Here is a 15,576-nt window from a genome sequence, read left to right as displayed (position 1 = left end):
ATGCACCGCCCATATAGCCCGCTGGAATGCCAGAGGATCAATGTGCCCCTTCGAACCGCGGCGGAAGCCATGGTTCCTAGGTAAGTCCAGGGAAATCCCTGTATCCCTGCTGCGTCTTCGCCGCTAGTTTTCGCTCAGGGATTCTTAGGATTCGAGGATAGGGGCAGGCAGCATGGCCGATAGCCGCAGGGGACGTCGTGGTGTGCGCGTGGCAGGTGCCGGTACGGCACTCGGGGCATACCTAGCACTGGGCATGGTGCCGTTGACCACCGGTGCACCGCAGGCCCAGGCGGATTTTCTGGATGACCTGTTCGACCCGACTGTGTGGTCCACCTGGATGGATCCCTCGGCCTGGGCGCCCCCGGTGGAGACGCTGCCAGTCGATGCCCTGCCGGCGGCCGACACCGACTGGCTGGGTGACCTCTACCTGGATCTGCATGGCCAAGTAGATGCGTTGCTCGCCAATTCCGCCAACTCCTGGTGGCTGGACCTGATCAACATGCCCTCCGTGTGGGTGTTCGGCCGGGATCTGATCGGTGACGGTATCGACGAATTCGACGGGGCCAACACCTCCCTGTTGGGCTGGACCGGGTGGTTCGGCGACCTCGGCGACGGCGGATTCCTGGCCGGGGACGGCGGCCTCGGCGTCACCGGCGGCGTCGGTGGAATGGCCGGCATGTTCGGCAACGGTGGTGACGGGGGCTCCGGCCTAAACGCCTGGGACAACAACGATGTCGCCGGTGACGGCGGGACGGGTGGGTCCGGCGGTTGGCTGTTCGGCAATGGCGGTGACGGGGGAACCGGTGGGGCTGGGGCGACCGGTGCCGATGGTATCGATGGCGTGTTTGCCGGGGATTCCGGAGGCGACGGGCTGGCCGGCGTTGTCGGGGGCAACGGCGGTTCCGGTGGACACGGCGGCTGGTGGTTCGGCGCCGGCGGCAACGGTGGGGCCGGGGGCCATGGGGGCAACGGCGGCACGGGCGGCGAGGGCATCACCGGAGCAATGGGGTCGTTTGTCACCGGCGACGGGGCCGGGCAGGACGGCGGCAACGGCGGGACCGGCGGCGGCGGCGGCAACGGCGGTTCCGGTGGTGCCGGCGGTGGCCGGGGCCTGTTCGGCACTGCAGGGGTCAGCGGTGACGGCGGCAACGGCGGCAGTGGTGGTGACGCGGGCACACCCGGCAGCGGCGGCGACGGGGCCGCCGGGCAGTGGGGCAAGACTGGTTCCGAAGGTGCTAACGGTGCCGGTGGTGACGGCGGCAATGCCGGCACTAGCGCAGCTGGTGAAGCCGGACTAGGGGGACTCCGTGGTGCTGGCGGCACCGGCGGAACAGACGGCGCACAGGGCGCCGCTGGCACCCCGAGCGCCGCGACCGGAATCCGCGGCGGCAACGGCGGCAACGGCGCCTTCGGTAGCGATGCACGACCCCACGCCGGTAACGGCGGCCACGGCGGTGCGGGTGGTATCGGAACCGGCGGCAACGGCGGCAACGGCGGCCGCGCGGAGATCTACAACAGCGCCTCGACACAGGATGCCGTCGGCGGTCAAGCCGGTACCGCCGGCAGTGGTGCAGCCGGCGGCGGCAACGGCGGCGACGGCGGTGCCGCATACACCACCGGGACGGGCAAGGCCATCGGCGGCATCGGAGCAGCCGGCGCTGACGGTGGCACCGGAACCGGCGGCAACGGGGGCAACGGCGGTGTCGCGTCCATCTACAACAGCGCCTCGGCGCAGGATGCCGTCGGCGGTCAAGCCGGTACCGCCGGCAGTGGTGCAGCCGGCGGCGGCAACGGCGGCGACGGCGGTAACGCAGACACCACCGGGACGGGCAAGGCCATCGGCGGCAACGGAGCAGCCGGCGCTGACGGTGGCGCCGGAACCGGCGGCAACGGCGGCAACGGCGGTGTCGCGTACATCCACAACAGCGCCTCGGCGCACGACGCCGTCGGCGGTCAAGCCGGTACCGCCGGCAGTGGTGCAGCCGGCGGCGGCAACGGCGGCAACGGCGGTGACGCAAACACCGCCGGGACCGGCAAGGCCATCGCCAGCAACGGAGCAGCCGGTGCCGACGGGGGCAGCGGAACCGGCGGCAACGGCGGCAACGGCGGTAGTGCGTACAACTACAACAGCGCCTCGACGCAGGACGCCGTCGGCGGTCAAGCCGGTACCGCCGGCAGTGGTGCAGCCGGCGGCGGCAACGGCGGCAACGGCGGCAACGCGGTCACCTACGGGATGGGTAAGGTCATCGCCACCGACGGAGCAGCCGGCGGCGCAGGCGGTGCGGGAACCGGTGGCAACGGCGGCAACGGCGGTGGCGCGTACATCTACAAAGGTGCATCGGCGCAGGATGCCGTCGGCGGCCAGGCCGGGGCCGCCGGCAGTGGTGCAGCCGGCGGCGGCAACGGCGGCAACGGCGGCAACGCAAACACCACCGGGACGGGCAAGGCCATCGCCAGCAACGGAGCAGCCGGTGCCGACGGGGGCAGCGGAACCGGCGGCAACGGCGGCAACGGCGGCAACGCGGAGATCTACAACAGTGCATCGACGCAGGACGCCGTCGGCGGCCAGGCCGGGGCCGCCGGGAGCGGTGCAGCCGGCGGCGGCAACGGCGGCAACGGCGGCAACGCGCTCACCTACGGGATGGGTAAGGTCATCGCCACCGACGGAGCAGCCGGCGGCGCAGGCGGTGCGGGAACCGGCGGCAACGGCGGCAACGGCGGCGGCGCGTACATCTACAAAGGTGCATCGGCGCAGGATGCCGTCGGCGGCCAGGCCGGGGCCGCCGGGAGCGGTGCAGCCGGCGGCGGCAACGGCGGCAACGGCGGCAACGCGCTCACCTACGGGATGGGTAAGGTCATCGCCACCGACGGAGCAGCCGGCGGCGCAGGCGGTGCGGGAACCGGCGGCAACGGCGGCAACGGCGGCAACGCGGCCATCCACAGCGCCTCGACGCAGGACGTCGTCGGCGGCCAGGCCGGGGCCGCCGGGAGCGGTGCAGCCGGCGGCGGCAACGGCGGCAACGGCGGCAACGCGTACACCGAGGGCACAGGCAAAGCCATCGCCGCCAACGGAGCAGCCGGCGCTGACGGTGGCACCGGAACCGGCGGAAACGGCGGCAACGGCGGCAACGCGGCCATCCACAGCGCCTCGACGCAGGACGCCGTCGGCGGCCAGGCCGGGGCCGCCGGGAGCGGTGCAGCCGGCGGCGGCAACGGCGGCAACGGCGGCAACGCGTACACCTCCAGCGTGACCGGTAAGGCCATCGCCGCCAACGGAGCAGCCGGCGGCGCAGGCGGTACGGGAACCGGCGGCAACGGCGGCAACGGCGGCAACGCGACCATCGGCAACAGCGCCTCGACACAGGACGCCGTCGGCGGCCAGGCCGGGGCCGCCGGGAGCGGTGCAGCCGGCGGCGGCAACGGCGGCAACGGCGGCAACGCGTACACCGTGGGCACAGGCAAGGCCATCGCCGCCAACGGAGCAGACGGCGGCGCAGGCGGTGCGGGAACCGGCGGAAACGGCGGCAACGGCGGCACCGCGGCCATCGAAAACAGCGCCTCGACACAGGACGCCGTCGGCGGCCAGGCCGGGGCTGCCGGGAGCGGTGCAGCCGGCGGCGGCAACGGCGGCAACGGCGGCAACGCGGAGACCTACGGGAAAGGTAAGGCCATCGCCGCCAACGGAGCAGACGGCGCTGCTGGCGGTGCGGGAACCGGCGGCAACGGCGGCAACGGCGGCAACGCGACCATCCGCAACAGCGCCTCGACACAGGACGCCGTCGGCGGCCAGGCCGGGGCCGCCGGGAGCGGTGCAGCCGGCGGCGGCAACGGCGGCAACGGCGGTGGCGCGTACACCGAGGGCACAGGCAAAGCCATCGCCGCCAACGGAGCAGCCGGCGCTGACGGTGGCACCGGAACCGGCGGCAACGGCGGCAACGGCGGCACCGCGGCCATCGACAACAGCGCATCGACGCAGGACGCCGTCGGCGGCCAGGCCGGGGCCGCCGGGAGCGGTGCAACCGGCGGCGGCAACGGCGGCAACGGCGGCAACGCGGAGACCTACGGGAAGGGTAAGGCCATCGCCGCCAACGGAGCAGACGGCGCTGCTGGCGGTGCGGGAACCGGCGGCAACGGCGGCAACGGCGGCAGTGCGTACATCCACAACAGCGCATCGACGCAGGACGCCGTCGGCGGCCAAGCCGGTACCGCCGGGAGCGGTGCAGCCGGCGGCGGCAACGGCGGCAACGGCGGCAACGCGGAGACCTACGGGAAGGGTAAGGCCATCGCCGCCAACGGAGCAGACGGCGCTGCTGGCGGTGCGGGAACCGGCGGCAACGGCGGCAACGGCGGCAACGGCGGCAACGCGACCATCCGCAACGGCGCATCGACGCAGGACGCCGTCGGCGGTGACGGCGGTAACGGCGCGGCAGGCGGAGGCATCGGCGGTCGGGGCGGTGTCGCATTTACCTCCGGAACCGGCGACGCCGCCCCGGGAAGCCAGGGATCCGACGGCACGCCCTAACCCGGTGAGTGGGCGCCACCAGGCTGAAGAGGGCTCAGCCCTGTCGCGCCCAGGCGCTATGCGCCACCCAGGGCGATGCCCGCGCGGCCACCGACCACGCCCACTCCTGCGGCACGTCGATCACCCGGTAGGCCTTGACGCCCGCGGCGGTGGCCGCGATCAGGGTGGCCACCCCGGCGCGGCGCTGAAACCAGCTCTGGCGCACCGTCCAACCGACGATGCCCGCGGTGGCGATGCAGTAACGCCGCTGCTCCCAACTGCCGGTGCGCGCCGACAGCCAGTGCGCATCGACGCTGTGCCCCAGGGCGCGCACCCGGTCGACGGCCAGCAGCGCGGCAACCACCGTCACTACCCCCCAAGCCGGCCAGCACCACGTCGGTAGCTCAACGAATGCCGTCGCGATCGCGAGGCCGGCCCCAATAGCCACCGGCAGCAGCAGCGCCCGAGTCCAGCGCCGACGAGTCGCCGCCGGGCCGTGCTTGCGCAGCGGGCCGGTGACCACCACGGGGTCGGCGACCAAGCCGGTCAAGACGCCCTCGGCGGTGGCCCGCGGGCAGGGCGGCAGCAGGATCGATGACTCCCCTTCCCCGTTGACCCCGGTCATCGCCGCGTCCAGCCGCGCGCCGCCGAACAGCCGCACCAGCAGCGGCCGGCGTAGCGTTCCGCCGCGCAACCGGCGCATGTCGTAGTTGTGCTCGCGCACCCGCAGTAGGCCGTAGCTCAACGCCAGGACATCACCGCTTGTCCCGGAACTGCGGGACAACACCAGGTTTCCGTAGGTCACCAAAGAGCGCAGCACCGCCAACAGCATCGAGAGCACCACCAGCAGGGCAGCGATCAGCGTCAGGCTCTGCTGGACACCGAACTGTTCAGCGGCCTGAAGCCAAGACCGGCTCACCGGCGAATCCTCCAGCGCCGCCCAGACTCCGCTCTGGTACAGCGCCCCCACCGCGGCCCCGACCATCACCAGCCCGGACAGGCTCAGCGGGCTGTAGCGCAACCACGACGGCCGCCACCGCGCCAGCACCGTCGCTGGGGCGGGCGCCGCTCCGGTCGCAGCCCCCGCGGCTTGTCCGGTGTGGGACAGCAACGTCGCGCGCAGTCGAGGGACCTCGCTGCTCTCGACCGCGTTCAGCTCGAAGGCGCTATCCGCGGCGGCATGCTGACCCGTGCTGACTCGCAACACCGTCAGTCCCAGGATCCGATGCAACAGCCGGGCGTCGGTCTCCACCGAGCGAATCCGGTTGCGGGGCACCGAGAGCACCTTGCGGCGCAACAGTCCGGAGCGCAGCTGCACCCGGCCGGCCTCAGGGTCAGGCTCGATGCGGTAGGTGGTGGTGAACCAGCGCGTCACACCCACCACGGCGATCACCGACACCACCGCCAGCACCCAGGGCCGGTTGTCGGTCGCCGAACCGAACACCACCACCGCGATCAGCAGCGGCAGTTCACGCAGCACTTCGTGCAGCGGATGCACCAGCAGCATCCGGGGGCTCAGCCGCTGCCACTGATCAGCGCGCTGTGTGCTGTTCATTCGCCTTCTCCGTACCTGGGCAAAATCCGCCTGCCGGTCGGCATCTCGCCGCGCCCTGCATGGAACCGTAACCGCACGAAGGCTACGAGGCCTCGTCTTCGCCGGCGGCATCGTCGTCGGTGGCCAGGTGGTGCAGGATTCGTTCGTTGAGAGCGGCGAACATGTCGAGCTCAGCCGGAGTGAGCAGATCGATGAAATTTCGGCGCACGTCCTCCACGTGGCCGGGCGCTGCCTTCTCGATGGCGGCGCGGCCAGCCGGCAACAGGCAGACCATGGTGCTGCGGGCGTCCTCGGGGTTGGGCTCCCGACTGATCAGCCCGTCTTTCTGCATGCGCCGCACCTGATGGGAGAGACGGCTCTTCTCCCAGCTCAGTGCTTTGCACAGTGCATGGGCGGGCATGCGGTCTTCGTCGAGAGCCGAAAGCACCGCCAGAACCTCGTAGTCGGCCCCGGACAGGCCTGATTTCTGCAGGCGGCGGTTGAGGTGAGCCTCGATCTGTTGATGCGCGTGCACGAAGGCCCGCCACGCGCGGTCTTCACGCGGGTTGAGCCAGTTCGGTTCCATCGGTCTCCGCACCTCCCCCATATTTGTTGACACATCACCAAACCGGACTTAAGGTTGAAGAATCAACCTTTTCGAGCGTCAGTATAGATGGGACACCTCATGAACAGCATCAGCATCATCGGCACCGGGAACATGGCCCGCGCCATCGGCGAGCTCGCGGTAGCGGGCGGCAACACCGTCGAGATCATCGGCCGCGATCAGGCCAAGGCCGCCGACCTGGCCAAGACTCTCGGCGGCGGCGCCACAACTGGAGAGTTCGGCGCCGTACCGGCCGGGCACATCGTCATCGTTTCGCTGTTGTACGCCAACGTCGTTCCGGTCGTCGCCCAGTACGGCGACGCCCTGGCAGGCAAAGTCATCGTCGACATCAGCAACCCCTTCAACCCTGCGGCCGACGGGCTGGCCACCCCCGAGGGCACCTCGATCGCGCAGCAAGTCGCCAAGGCGGCCCCGGCCAGCGCCAGCGTGGTGAAGGCCTTCAACACCATCTTCGGTGTTGTCCTGACCCAGGGCCGGCCGCTCGACGTCTTCCTCGCCGGCGACGACGCGCGCGCCAAGGCGGCCGTCGCGGAGTTCATCGAGAGCCTGGCGTTGCGCCCGCTGGATGTCGGCGGCCTGAACATGGCGCACTGGCTGGAAGGAACGGGCCTGGTCATGATGGGCCTGGCCCGCCACGGGGTGGGGAACTACGACTTCGCCCTCGGCGCCACCGCCGCCGCCTGAACCGCAGCGCCGCCGATCCAAGCCATGAGCGAGCAGGGGCGTTGCACGCCCCAGCAATGGTTGATGAATCACTGAAAGGATTTATGATGAAACTTGGTTTCGCACTTCCGTTCGTCGGACCCGCTGTCAGCAGCGCCGCCGGGCTGGGCGAGTTCTGCCGTGGACTCGAGGACCTTGGCTACGACACGCTGTGGGTCGGCGATCGCCTGGTGACGCCGGTCGATATGCAGAGCACCTATCCGGGCAAAGAGCAGCCGTACCCGCCGCAGATGACCCGCTACCTCGACCCGGTGCTGGTGTGGACCGTCGCCGCGACGGCGACCAGCCGGATTCGACTGAACGCCAGCACGCTCAGCACGTTCTACTACGAGCCGGTGCACCTGGCCCGGCTGCTGACCACACTCGACGTACTCAGCGAAGGCCGCCTCGACGTGGGTGTGGGAATCGGATGGATGAAGGACGAACACGACATCGCCCGCAGCGCGAACTGGCACCGACGCGGGCAGATGCTCGATGACGTGCTGGCGTTCCTGCACGAGTGGTGGACGACCACCCCGGTGTCCTGGGACAGCGAGTTCTTCTCGCTGCCTCCGGTCCATGCCGACCTGCGCCCGGTGCAGCCCGGTGGTCCGCCCATCTGGATCGGCGGTGCCAGCGAGGCCGCGATGCGCAGGGTCGGCCGCAGCGGTACCGGCTGGCTCGGTGTCGAGGGGCTGCAGGACGAGGTCACCGACCACCTGTGGTCGATCGCGCGCCATGCCGCCAAGGACGCGGACCGCGATCCGGACGCGCTCAGAACAGCCATGCGGATCAACCTCGAACCGGGCACATCGGTTGACACGGTTGCCGGCAAACTCGAGCGCCTCGCCGGCACCGGTGCTGATGAGGCGATCGTGGACGCCTTCGCCATGTTTCCCACCCTCGACGAGATGCTCGATTTCGCCGGCCAGGTGATCGCTCGATGGAGTGATCGGGGAAAGCTTGCTCGTTGTGGCTAGCCGCCGAATTCGGCCCTGACCATCACGTGGCGTCCTCGGGACCCAGCGCCGCGATGTCGGTCAATTGCGCCACGATGCGGTCGGCGACGGGGGCATCCAGCGCCACGATGTGCACCGCGCCCGCCGACGACGCGGTGGTGACCCGCACATTGGCCAGCCCCAGCAGCCGGTCCAGCGGGCCCCGGTAGGTGTCGACGGTCTGCACCCGCGAGATCGGCGCGATCCGGCGCTCCTGCACCATCCAGCCGGTGCGGGTGAACACAGCCTGGTCACTGACGTCCCACCGGTGCACCCGGTAGCGCCACAGCGGGGCGATCACCGCCGACACCAGCAGCCCCAGCGCGGTGACCGCCAGAGCGGCGGTGTGCAGCCAGGCCAACCGCTCATCGGCTAGCGCCCAACCCACCTGTAACAGCGCCAGAAACAACCAGGGCACCGCACCGACCAGCGCCCAGACCAACGGCGCTCGGGAGCTGGGCTTATTGGTGGGATCGACCAGGCTGATCGCCGGGGACCCGTCTGCGTGCTGCGCCATGTAGGAGAGGATGTCAGGACGCAGGCCCGGCCGCACCGTCGACCGCGCGACCGCGCGACCGGCGAAAAACCATCCGGCGCACGATGCGTCACGTGAGTATCGTTTGTCACATGAGTAGCCGGGATAAGTGGGCTGCGGAAGACGTGCCGGATCAAACCGGCCGCGTCGCGGTAATCACTGGCTCCAACACCGGAATCGGCTATCACACCGCGGAGATACTCGCCGGGCACGGCGCGTTGGTGGTGCTGGCGGTGCGCGACCTCGAGAAGGGCGACGCGGCGGCGAAACGGATCCACAGCGCCAGCCCGCAGGCACGCGTGGAGGTCCAGGAACTCGATCTCAGTTCGCTCGCGTCGATCCGCGAAGCCGCCGAGGCCTTGGGCACCGCCCATCCCCGGATCGATCTGCTGATCAACAACGCCGGCGTCATGTACACCCCTAAACAGCGCACCGACGACGGCTTCGAGCTGCAGTTCGGCGTCAACCATCTGGGGCACTTCGCGCTGACCGGCCTGCTGCTGCCGCGGATGATGCGGGTGAAGGGGTCCCGCGTGGTGACCGTCAGCAGCATGGCGCACCGGATCATGGCCGCGATCCACTTCGACGACCTGCAGTGGGAGCACGGCTACAACCGGATCGCCGCCTACGGGCAGTCCAAGCTGGCCAACTTGATGTTCACCTACGAACTGCAGCGCCGACTGGCCGCCAAACGCCGCTCGACCATCGCCGTCGCGGCGCACCCCGGCACCGCCAACACCGAACTGAACCGGCACCTGCCGCCATTACTGCGTCCCGCGGACCGCTTGCTGATGCCTCTGGTCGTGCAGAGCGCCGCGATGGGCGCGTTGCCCACGCTGCGCGCCGCCACCGACGCAGAGGTGACCGGCGGGCAGTACTACGGTCCGAGCGGCATCGGTGAGCAGCGCGGATATCCCAAGCTGGTGGACGCCAGCAAGCAGGCGCACGAAGTCGAATTGCAGCAGCGGTTGTGGACGGTCTCGCAGGAGCTGACAGGAATCACCTTCCCGGTCTGAGTCAGACTGTCGGGATGCGATCCGTCGAAGAGCACCAACGGGCCGTCACCGACCTGATCGCGGCCCGACCACCGGTCACGGTCGCACTGGCCGATGCCGAGGGACTGGTACTGGCCGCGGACGTGATCGCACCGATCTCGCTGCCGGTCTTCGACAACTCCGGGATGGACGGCTATGCCGTGCTCGCCGATGACATCGCCGACGCGACACCCGAATCGCCGGTGAGTTTGCCTGTCACCGAAGACATTCCGGCCGGACGCACCGATATCCCCACGCTGACACCGGGCACCGCGCACCGCATCATGACCGGGGCACCGATCCCGTACGGCGCTGACGGGGTGATTCCCGTCGAGGCCACCGACGGCGGCATCGATGTGGTCCAGATCAACGCCGCCACCGCCAAGGGCCGCCACATCCGTCGGGCCGGTGGAGATGTCGCCGAGGGCGCCACCGTGCTCTGGGCGGGGCAACTCGTCAGCGCGCCGGCGGCCGGCCTGGCTTCGGCACTGGGTCTGGCCGAGCTCACGGTGCGGCCCCGCCAACGCGTGCTGGTGATCTCCACCGGTTCCGAACTGATCAAACCCGGCACGCCGCTGGCGCCCGGCCAGATCTATGAATCCAACGGGGTGATGCTGTCGGCCGCGGTACGTGACGCCGGCGCCGAGGTGGTGGCCGCGGTGACGGTCGCCGACGACACCGCCGCGTTCACCGACGTCCTCAACCGCTACGGCGTGCGGGAGGGGGCGGTGGATCTGGTGATCACCAGCGGCGGAGTCAGCGCAGGAGCCTACGAGGTGGTCAAGGACGTCTTCGGCCGCGACGGCGACCAGGGAGTGCACTTCGTCAAGGTGGCGATGCAGCCCGGGATGCCGCAGGGCATCGGCCGCGTCGGCTCGCCTGGGTCCGGAGCCACCATCATCACGCTGCCGGGCAACCCGGTCAGCGCCCAAGTGTCCTTCGAGGTCTTCGTCCGGCCCGCGCTGCGCCGCGCGATGGGTCTGTCCAAGGCGGATCGCCCGCGCCGCACCGCGATACTGAGCGAGAAACTGGTCTCACCGGCCGGCAAGCGGCAGTTCCGGCGCGGGCTGCTCGACTACGAAACCGGGACGGTCACCAACTATGGGCCGCCGGCTTCGCACCATCTGCGCTACCTGGCTTCGGCCAACTGCCTCCTGGACATCGCCGACGAAGTGACCGAGCTGCCGGTGGGCACCGAGGTGGAAGTCTGGGACCTCACCGGCTGAACCGCCCAGCTTCTAAGATGGCCCAATGGCCAGACGCCCCCGCGCAGCAGATGATCCCGGCGGTCTTCGGCACCTGATCGAGCTGGTGCGCTCGACGGTGCCGCCGATGCACAGTGCCGGGCTGCCGTTCGTCGGCAGTGCGCTGGGCGTGGCTCTGCTGGGCCGCAAACGGCCTTGGCTGCGCGGTGCCGGGCTGCTGGCCGCGGGCGCCTGCGCCGGGTTCTTCCGGCATCCGCACCGGGTGCCCCCCACCCGTCCCGGTGTGGTGGTGGCCCCCGCCGATGGTGTGGTCTGCCTGGTCGATTCGGCACCTCCGCCGCCGGAGCTGGACCTGCCCGATACTCCATTGCCGCGGGTGAGCATCTTCATGTCGGTCTTCGACGCCCACGTGCAACGGGCTCCGATCGGCGGTGAGGTGATCGAGGTGCTGCACCGGGCCGGCCGGTTCGGGTCCGCGGACCGCGCCGAAGCCGCCGAAGACAACGAGCGCAACAGCGTGCGGATCCGCACCGCCGACGGTGCCGAGGTGATCGCCGTGCAGGTCGCCGGGCTGGTGGCGCGGCGCATCCTCTGCGAAACCCGGCCCGGTGATCATCTGGCGATCGGCGATACCTACGGCTTGATCCGCTTCGGTTCGCGACTCGACGTCTACCTGCCGGTCGGGACGCAGCCGCTGGTCGGCGTCGGCCAGCGCATGGTCGCCGGCGAGACCGTCCTGGCCGACCTGTCATGACCACTCCTGCCCAGCAGGCCCGTAGCCGGGGCCCGGTGGGTCTGCACATCCTGCCCAGTTCGATGACGGTGCTGGCGATCTGCGCCGGACTGACCTCGATCAAGTACGCGCTGGACGGGCAGCCGCACCTCGCGATGGCCCTGATCGCCGCCGCGGCCATCCTCGACGGCCTGGACGGCCGGGTGGCACGCATCCTGGACGCCGAGTCGCGGATGGGCGCCGAGATCGATTCACTGGCCGACGCCGTCGACTTCGGGGTGGCGCCCGCGGTGGTGATCTATGTGACGCTGCTGTCGACGCAGCCGGCGGGCTGGATCGTGGTGCTGCTGTATGCGGTGTGCGTGGTGCTGCGGCTGGCCCGGTTCAACACCCTGCTCGACGACGCCACCCTGCCGGCCTACACCCGGGAGTTCTTCGTCGGCATGCCCGCCCCGGCCGGTGCCATCACACTGATGGGCCTGCTGGCCGCCAAGCTGGAGTTCGGCGACGGATGGTGGACGTCGCAATGGTTCACCTGCACCTGGGTGGTGGGCACGTCGATGCTGTTGGTCAGCCGAATCCCGATGCGCAAGATGCACGCCGTCTCGGTACCGCCGCACCTGGCCGCCGCGCTGCTGGCGGTGCTGGCGCTGGTGGCCGCCGCCGCGTTCCTGTTCCCCTACGTGCTGGTCCTGGTGCTGATCGGGGCCTACCTGTGCACCATTCCGTTCTCGGTCCGCAGCCAGCGCTGGGTTGCCGCACATCCGGAGGCGTGGGAAGACGCCCCCAAGGAGCGCCGGGCAGCGCGGCGGGCAATCCGCCGGGCGCAGCCGAGCCGCCGCCCCGGCGTGCGGCGGGGCATCCGACGGCCCAGTGGGCAGTCGATGGCCCGGTTGCGACTGCGCAAGCCGGGTCGGTAGCGGCGCCGTTACCGGGCGCAGTAATCCTGCGTCGCCGACGCCAATGCGCGCCGGTAGAACTCATCGAGCTGGCGCGCCTCGCTGACGGCTCGGGTTGCCTCGTCGAGTTGCCCGGCGCAATCCGCTGAGTGCAACAGCCCCCACCGTTGGCCGATCTGGGCCAGCATGACCTGGTTGAAGCCGTCGATGCGCGCCCGCGAGGCCACCAGTTCGGGAGCGGTGGATGGGGCGGTCGCCGGGTCCAGCTTCCACTGGGAGAACCGGTAGTGCTCAGCGGCTTCGGTCGCGGCGATCTGGTCGGCGAAGATCCGCCGCACGTAGTCGGGGTCGAGGTCTTTCCCGGCGGCCTCAGTCGCCAGCTTCGCCAGTTGCTGGTCGACCCGCGCGGGGTCCTCGATGGCGCCGCCGGTCTGCCATTTGATCGCCGCCACGTCGTCGGCGACCTGCAGCCGCTGGGCGGCGGCGTCCACCAGGTCGGCCAGCGTGCTGTCGGCGCGGGCCGCTGGCGGTGCCGCGAGCAGCGCAACCGCGCCGATCGCCAGCGTCAGCGGGCGGGCGTATGTCGATAATGACCGCATGGGTTCTATTGAAGAGCACCGGAGCGGCGATGCTTCGCGGACCTCATCCCGGCACCTGACGCTGATCGCCCGGCTCAACACCTCCGCCGTCGACGCCCGCCGCGGGGTGGTACGGCTGCACCCCGAAGCCGTTGCTGCCCTGGGCATCCGGGAGTGGGATGCGGTCTCGCTGGCCGGTTCGCGCACGACGTCGGCGGTGGCGGGGCTGACGGGGCCGAACGCCCCTGCCGGCGTGGCGCTGCTCGACGACGTGACGCTGTCCAACGCCGGCCTGCGTGACGGCACCCAGGTCGTGGTGGCCGCGGTGACCGTCTACGGCGCCCGGTCGGTGACGCTGAGCGGGTCAGCGCTGGCCTCCCAGACGTTATCGCCCACCACGTTGCGCCAGGCGCTGCTGGGCAAGGTGATGACGGTCGGCGACGCGGTCTCCCTGCTGCCCCGCGACCTCGGGCCCGGCACGTCCACTATCCCCGGTTCCAGGGCGGCTGCCACCGCATTGGCGTCGGCGGTCGGCATCAGCTGGACCTCGGAACTGTTGACGGTCACCGGGGTGGATCCAGCCGGGCCGGTCAGCGTGCAGCCCAACTCGCTGGTCACCTTTGGCAGCGCCCCCACCGCCCCGGTGACGACCATCGCCAAGCCGCCCGTCCCGGCCCGCGTCGCCATCGATGAACTCAAGGGCTGCGAGGCGCAGGCCGCCAAGCTCGCCGAGTGGCTCAAGCTCGCGCTCGACGAACCGCAGCTGTTGAAAACCCTGCGGGCGGGAACGAACCTCGGTGTGCTGGTGTCGGGTCCGGCCGGGGTGGGAAAGACGACCCTGGTCCGGGCGGTGTGCGAGGGCCGCCGGCTCATCGAGCTGGACGGCCCCGAGATCGGGGCGCTGGCCGCCGATGAGCGGCTGGCCGCGGTGCGTTCGGCGGCTACGCAGGTCTGCGATGGCGGCGGGGTGCTGCTGATCGCCGATGTCGACACGCTGTTGCCCGAACCGTCGGAGCCGGTGGCAACGCTGATCCTCGCCGAACTGCGCAACGTGGTGTCCACCGAAGGGGTGGCGTTCATCGCGACCTCGGCGCTTCCGGACCATGTCGATCCCCGACTGCGGGCGCCCGAACTGTGCGATCGCGAGATCCGGCTGAGTCTTCCCGACGGCGCGACCCGGGCAGCGCTGTTGGCCACCCTACTCATCTCGGTGCCCACCGCGGAGCTGACGTTGGGTGAGATCGCCGAACGCACACCGGGTTTCGTGGCCGCAGACCTTGCCGCACTGGTACGCGAGGCGGCGCTGCGGGCGGCGTCGCGGGCCAGCGACAACGATGAGGAACCCAAACTCACCCAGGAGGACCTGCTCGGAGCGCTCAGCGTGATCCGGCCGCTGTCGCGCTCGGCGGCCGCCGAGGTTTCCGTAGGCTCGGTCACCCTCGACGACGTCGGCGACATGGTCGCCACCAAACAGGCACTGACCGAAGCGGTGCTGTGGCCGCTGCAGCACCCGGACACGTTCACCCGCCTGGGCGTCGACCCGCCACACGGCGTGCTGCTCTACGGCCCGCCCGGCTGCGGCAAGACCTTCGTGGTGCGCGCCCTGGCGGGGTCTGGTCGCGTCAGCGTGCATTCGGTCAAAGGCGCGGAGCTGATGGACAAATGGGTGGGCAGCAGCGAGCGAGCGGTACGGGATCTGTTCCAGCGCGCCCGCGATTCGGCGCCCTCGCTGGTGTTCCTCGACGAAATCGACTCCCTGGCACCGCGGCGCGGGCAAAGCTTCGATTCCGGGGTCACCGACCGGGTGGTGGCCGCGCTGCTCACCGAACTCGACGGCGTCAACCCATTGCGCGACGTAGTGGTGGTCGGCGCCACCAACCGCCCCGAGCTGATCGACCCGGCGCTGACCCGTCCGGGCCGGCTGGAGAAGCTGGTGTTCGTCGAACCGCCGGATGCCGATGCCCGCCGCCAGATCCTGCGGGTGTCCGGCAAATCGGTTCCCCTGCATGGTGACGTCGACCTCGACGCGCTGGCCGCGGATCTGGAGGGTTACAGCGCCGCGGACTGTGTGGCACTGCTGCGCGAAGCCGCACTGACGGCCATGCGGCGCAGTATCGACGCCGCCGACGTCACCGTAGCCGACATCGCTGCGGCACGCGAAAATATCCGTCCCTCACTGGATTCCGCTCAGGTCGACGCGCTGCGTTCGTTCGCAGACAACCGCTGAGCTCT

The 15,576-nt window shown here is 70.5% G+C and carries 12 protein-coding genes; 8 read left to right on the top strand and 4 right to left on the bottom strand.

Annotated features, from left to right (window positions below):
- Nucleotides 1–208 precede the first annotated feature (208 nt).
- A complete protein-coding gene (locus tag RCP37_RS02250) occupies nucleotides 209–4,522 on the top strand; it encodes a PE family protein (protein WP_308485427.1) in 4,314 nt (1,437 codons plus the stop codon).
- A gap of 34 nt (nucleotides 4,523–4,556) precedes the next feature.
- On the opposite strand, the gene RCP37_RS02245 is transcribed toward RCP37_RS02250, so the two are convergent.
- Together RCP37_RS02245 and RCP37_RS02240 are read right to left on the bottom strand one after the other, a co-directional pair.
- The gene (locus tag RCP37_RS02245; RefSeq protein WP_308485426.1) at nucleotides 4,557–6,056 is read right to left on the bottom strand and encodes a PH domain-containing protein; all 1,500 of its coding nucleotides are present in this window, start codon (nucleotides 6,054–6,056) and stop codon (nucleotides 4,557–4,559) included.
- A gap of 82 nt (nucleotides 6,057–6,138) precedes the next feature.
- Nucleotides 6,139–6,621, bottom strand: a complete 483-nt coding sequence (locus RCP37_RS02240) for a MarR family winged helix-turn-helix transcriptional regulator (protein ID WP_308485425.1) — start codon at nucleotides 6,619–6,621, stop codon at nucleotides 6,139–6,141.
- A gap of 99 nt (nucleotides 6,622–6,720) precedes the next feature.
- Here RCP37_RS02240 and RCP37_RS02235 point away from each other — a divergent pair, with 99 nt between their 5' ends.
- Entirely contained in the window at nucleotides 6,721–7,344 is a 624-nt protein-coding gene (locus tag RCP37_RS02235) for an NADPH-dependent F420 reductase (RefSeq protein ID WP_308485424.1), read from the top strand.
- A gap of 86 nt (nucleotides 7,345–7,430) precedes the next feature.
- A complete protein-coding gene (locus RCP37_RS02230; protein ID WP_308485423.1) occupies nucleotides 7,431–8,342 on the top strand; it encodes a TIGR03619 family F420-dependent LLM class oxidoreductase in 912 nt (303 codons plus the stop codon).
- A 22-nt stretch (nucleotides 8,343–8,364) separates the two neighbouring features.
- Here the strand turns inward: RCP37_RS02230 and RCP37_RS02225 are convergent, their stop codons facing one another.
- Nucleotides 8,365–8,877 (bottom strand): PH domain-containing protein, encoded by a 513-nt coding sequence (locus tag RCP37_RS02225; RefSeq protein ID WP_308485422.1) that lies wholly within the window; start codon nucleotides 8,875–8,877, stop codon nucleotides 8,365–8,367.
- Nucleotides 8,878–8,987: 110 nt separating this feature from the next.
- On the opposite strand from RCP37_RS02225, the gene RCP37_RS02220 reads away from it, so the two are divergent.
- Genes RCP37_RS02220 through pssA form a run of 4 tightly spaced genes read left to right on the top strand, consistent with a single transcriptional unit; the run spans nucleotide 8,988 to nucleotide 12,787 of the window.
- The gene (locus RCP37_RS02220; protein WP_308485421.1) at nucleotides 8,988–9,911 is read left to right on the top strand and encodes an SDR family NAD(P)-dependent oxidoreductase; all 924 of its coding nucleotides are present in this window, start codon (nucleotides 8,988–8,990) and stop codon (nucleotides 9,909–9,911) included.
- Nucleotides 9,912–9,925: 14 nt separating this feature from the next.
- The gene (moeA, locus tag RCP37_RS02215) at nucleotides 9,926–11,155 is read left to right on the top strand and encodes a molybdopterin molybdotransferase MoeA (RefSeq protein WP_308485420.1); all 1,230 of its coding nucleotides are present in this window, start codon (nucleotides 9,926–9,928) and stop codon (nucleotides 11,153–11,155) included.
- A 25-nt stretch (nucleotides 11,156–11,180) separates the two neighbouring features.
- A complete protein-coding gene (locus RCP37_RS02210) occupies nucleotides 11,181–11,888 on the top strand; it encodes a phosphatidylserine decarboxylase (RefSeq protein ID WP_308485419.1) in 708 nt (235 codons plus the stop codon).
- Nucleotides 11,885–12,787, top strand: a complete 903-nt coding sequence (gene pssA, locus RCP37_RS02205) for a CDP-diacylglycerol--serine O-phosphatidyltransferase (RefSeq protein ID WP_308485418.1) — start codon at nucleotides 11,885–11,887, stop codon at nucleotides 12,785–12,787. Before RCP37_RS02210 ends, pssA begins: the two co-directional genes overlap by 4 nt.
- A gap of 8 nt (nucleotides 12,788–12,795) precedes the next feature.
- Here the strand turns inward: pssA and RCP37_RS02200 are convergent, their stop codons facing one another.
- Nucleotides 12,796–13,365 (bottom strand): chorismate mutase, encoded by a 570-nt coding sequence (locus RCP37_RS02200; RefSeq protein WP_308485417.1) that lies wholly within the window; start codon nucleotides 13,363–13,365, stop codon nucleotides 12,796–12,798.
- Between RCP37_RS02200 and RCP37_RS02195 the strand changes: the two genes are divergently transcribed.
- Nucleotides 13,364–15,571, top strand: a complete 2,208-nt coding sequence (locus tag RCP37_RS02195) for an AAA family ATPase (RefSeq protein WP_308485416.1) — start codon at nucleotides 13,364–13,366, stop codon at nucleotides 15,569–15,571. The genes RCP37_RS02200 and RCP37_RS02195 overlap by 2 nt on opposite strands.
- Nucleotides 15,572–15,576 lie beyond the last annotated feature (5 nt).

It is taken from the genome of Mycolicibacter sp. MU0102 (genome assembly GCF_963378105.1).
GTDB classification, from domain to species: Bacteria; Actinomycetota; Actinomycetes; order Mycobacteriales; family Mycobacteriaceae; genus Mycobacterium; species Mycobacterium holstebronense.
The sequence above is the reverse complement of the archived record's forward strand: the minus strand, read 5'-3'. Positions and strand labels throughout refer to the sequence as shown.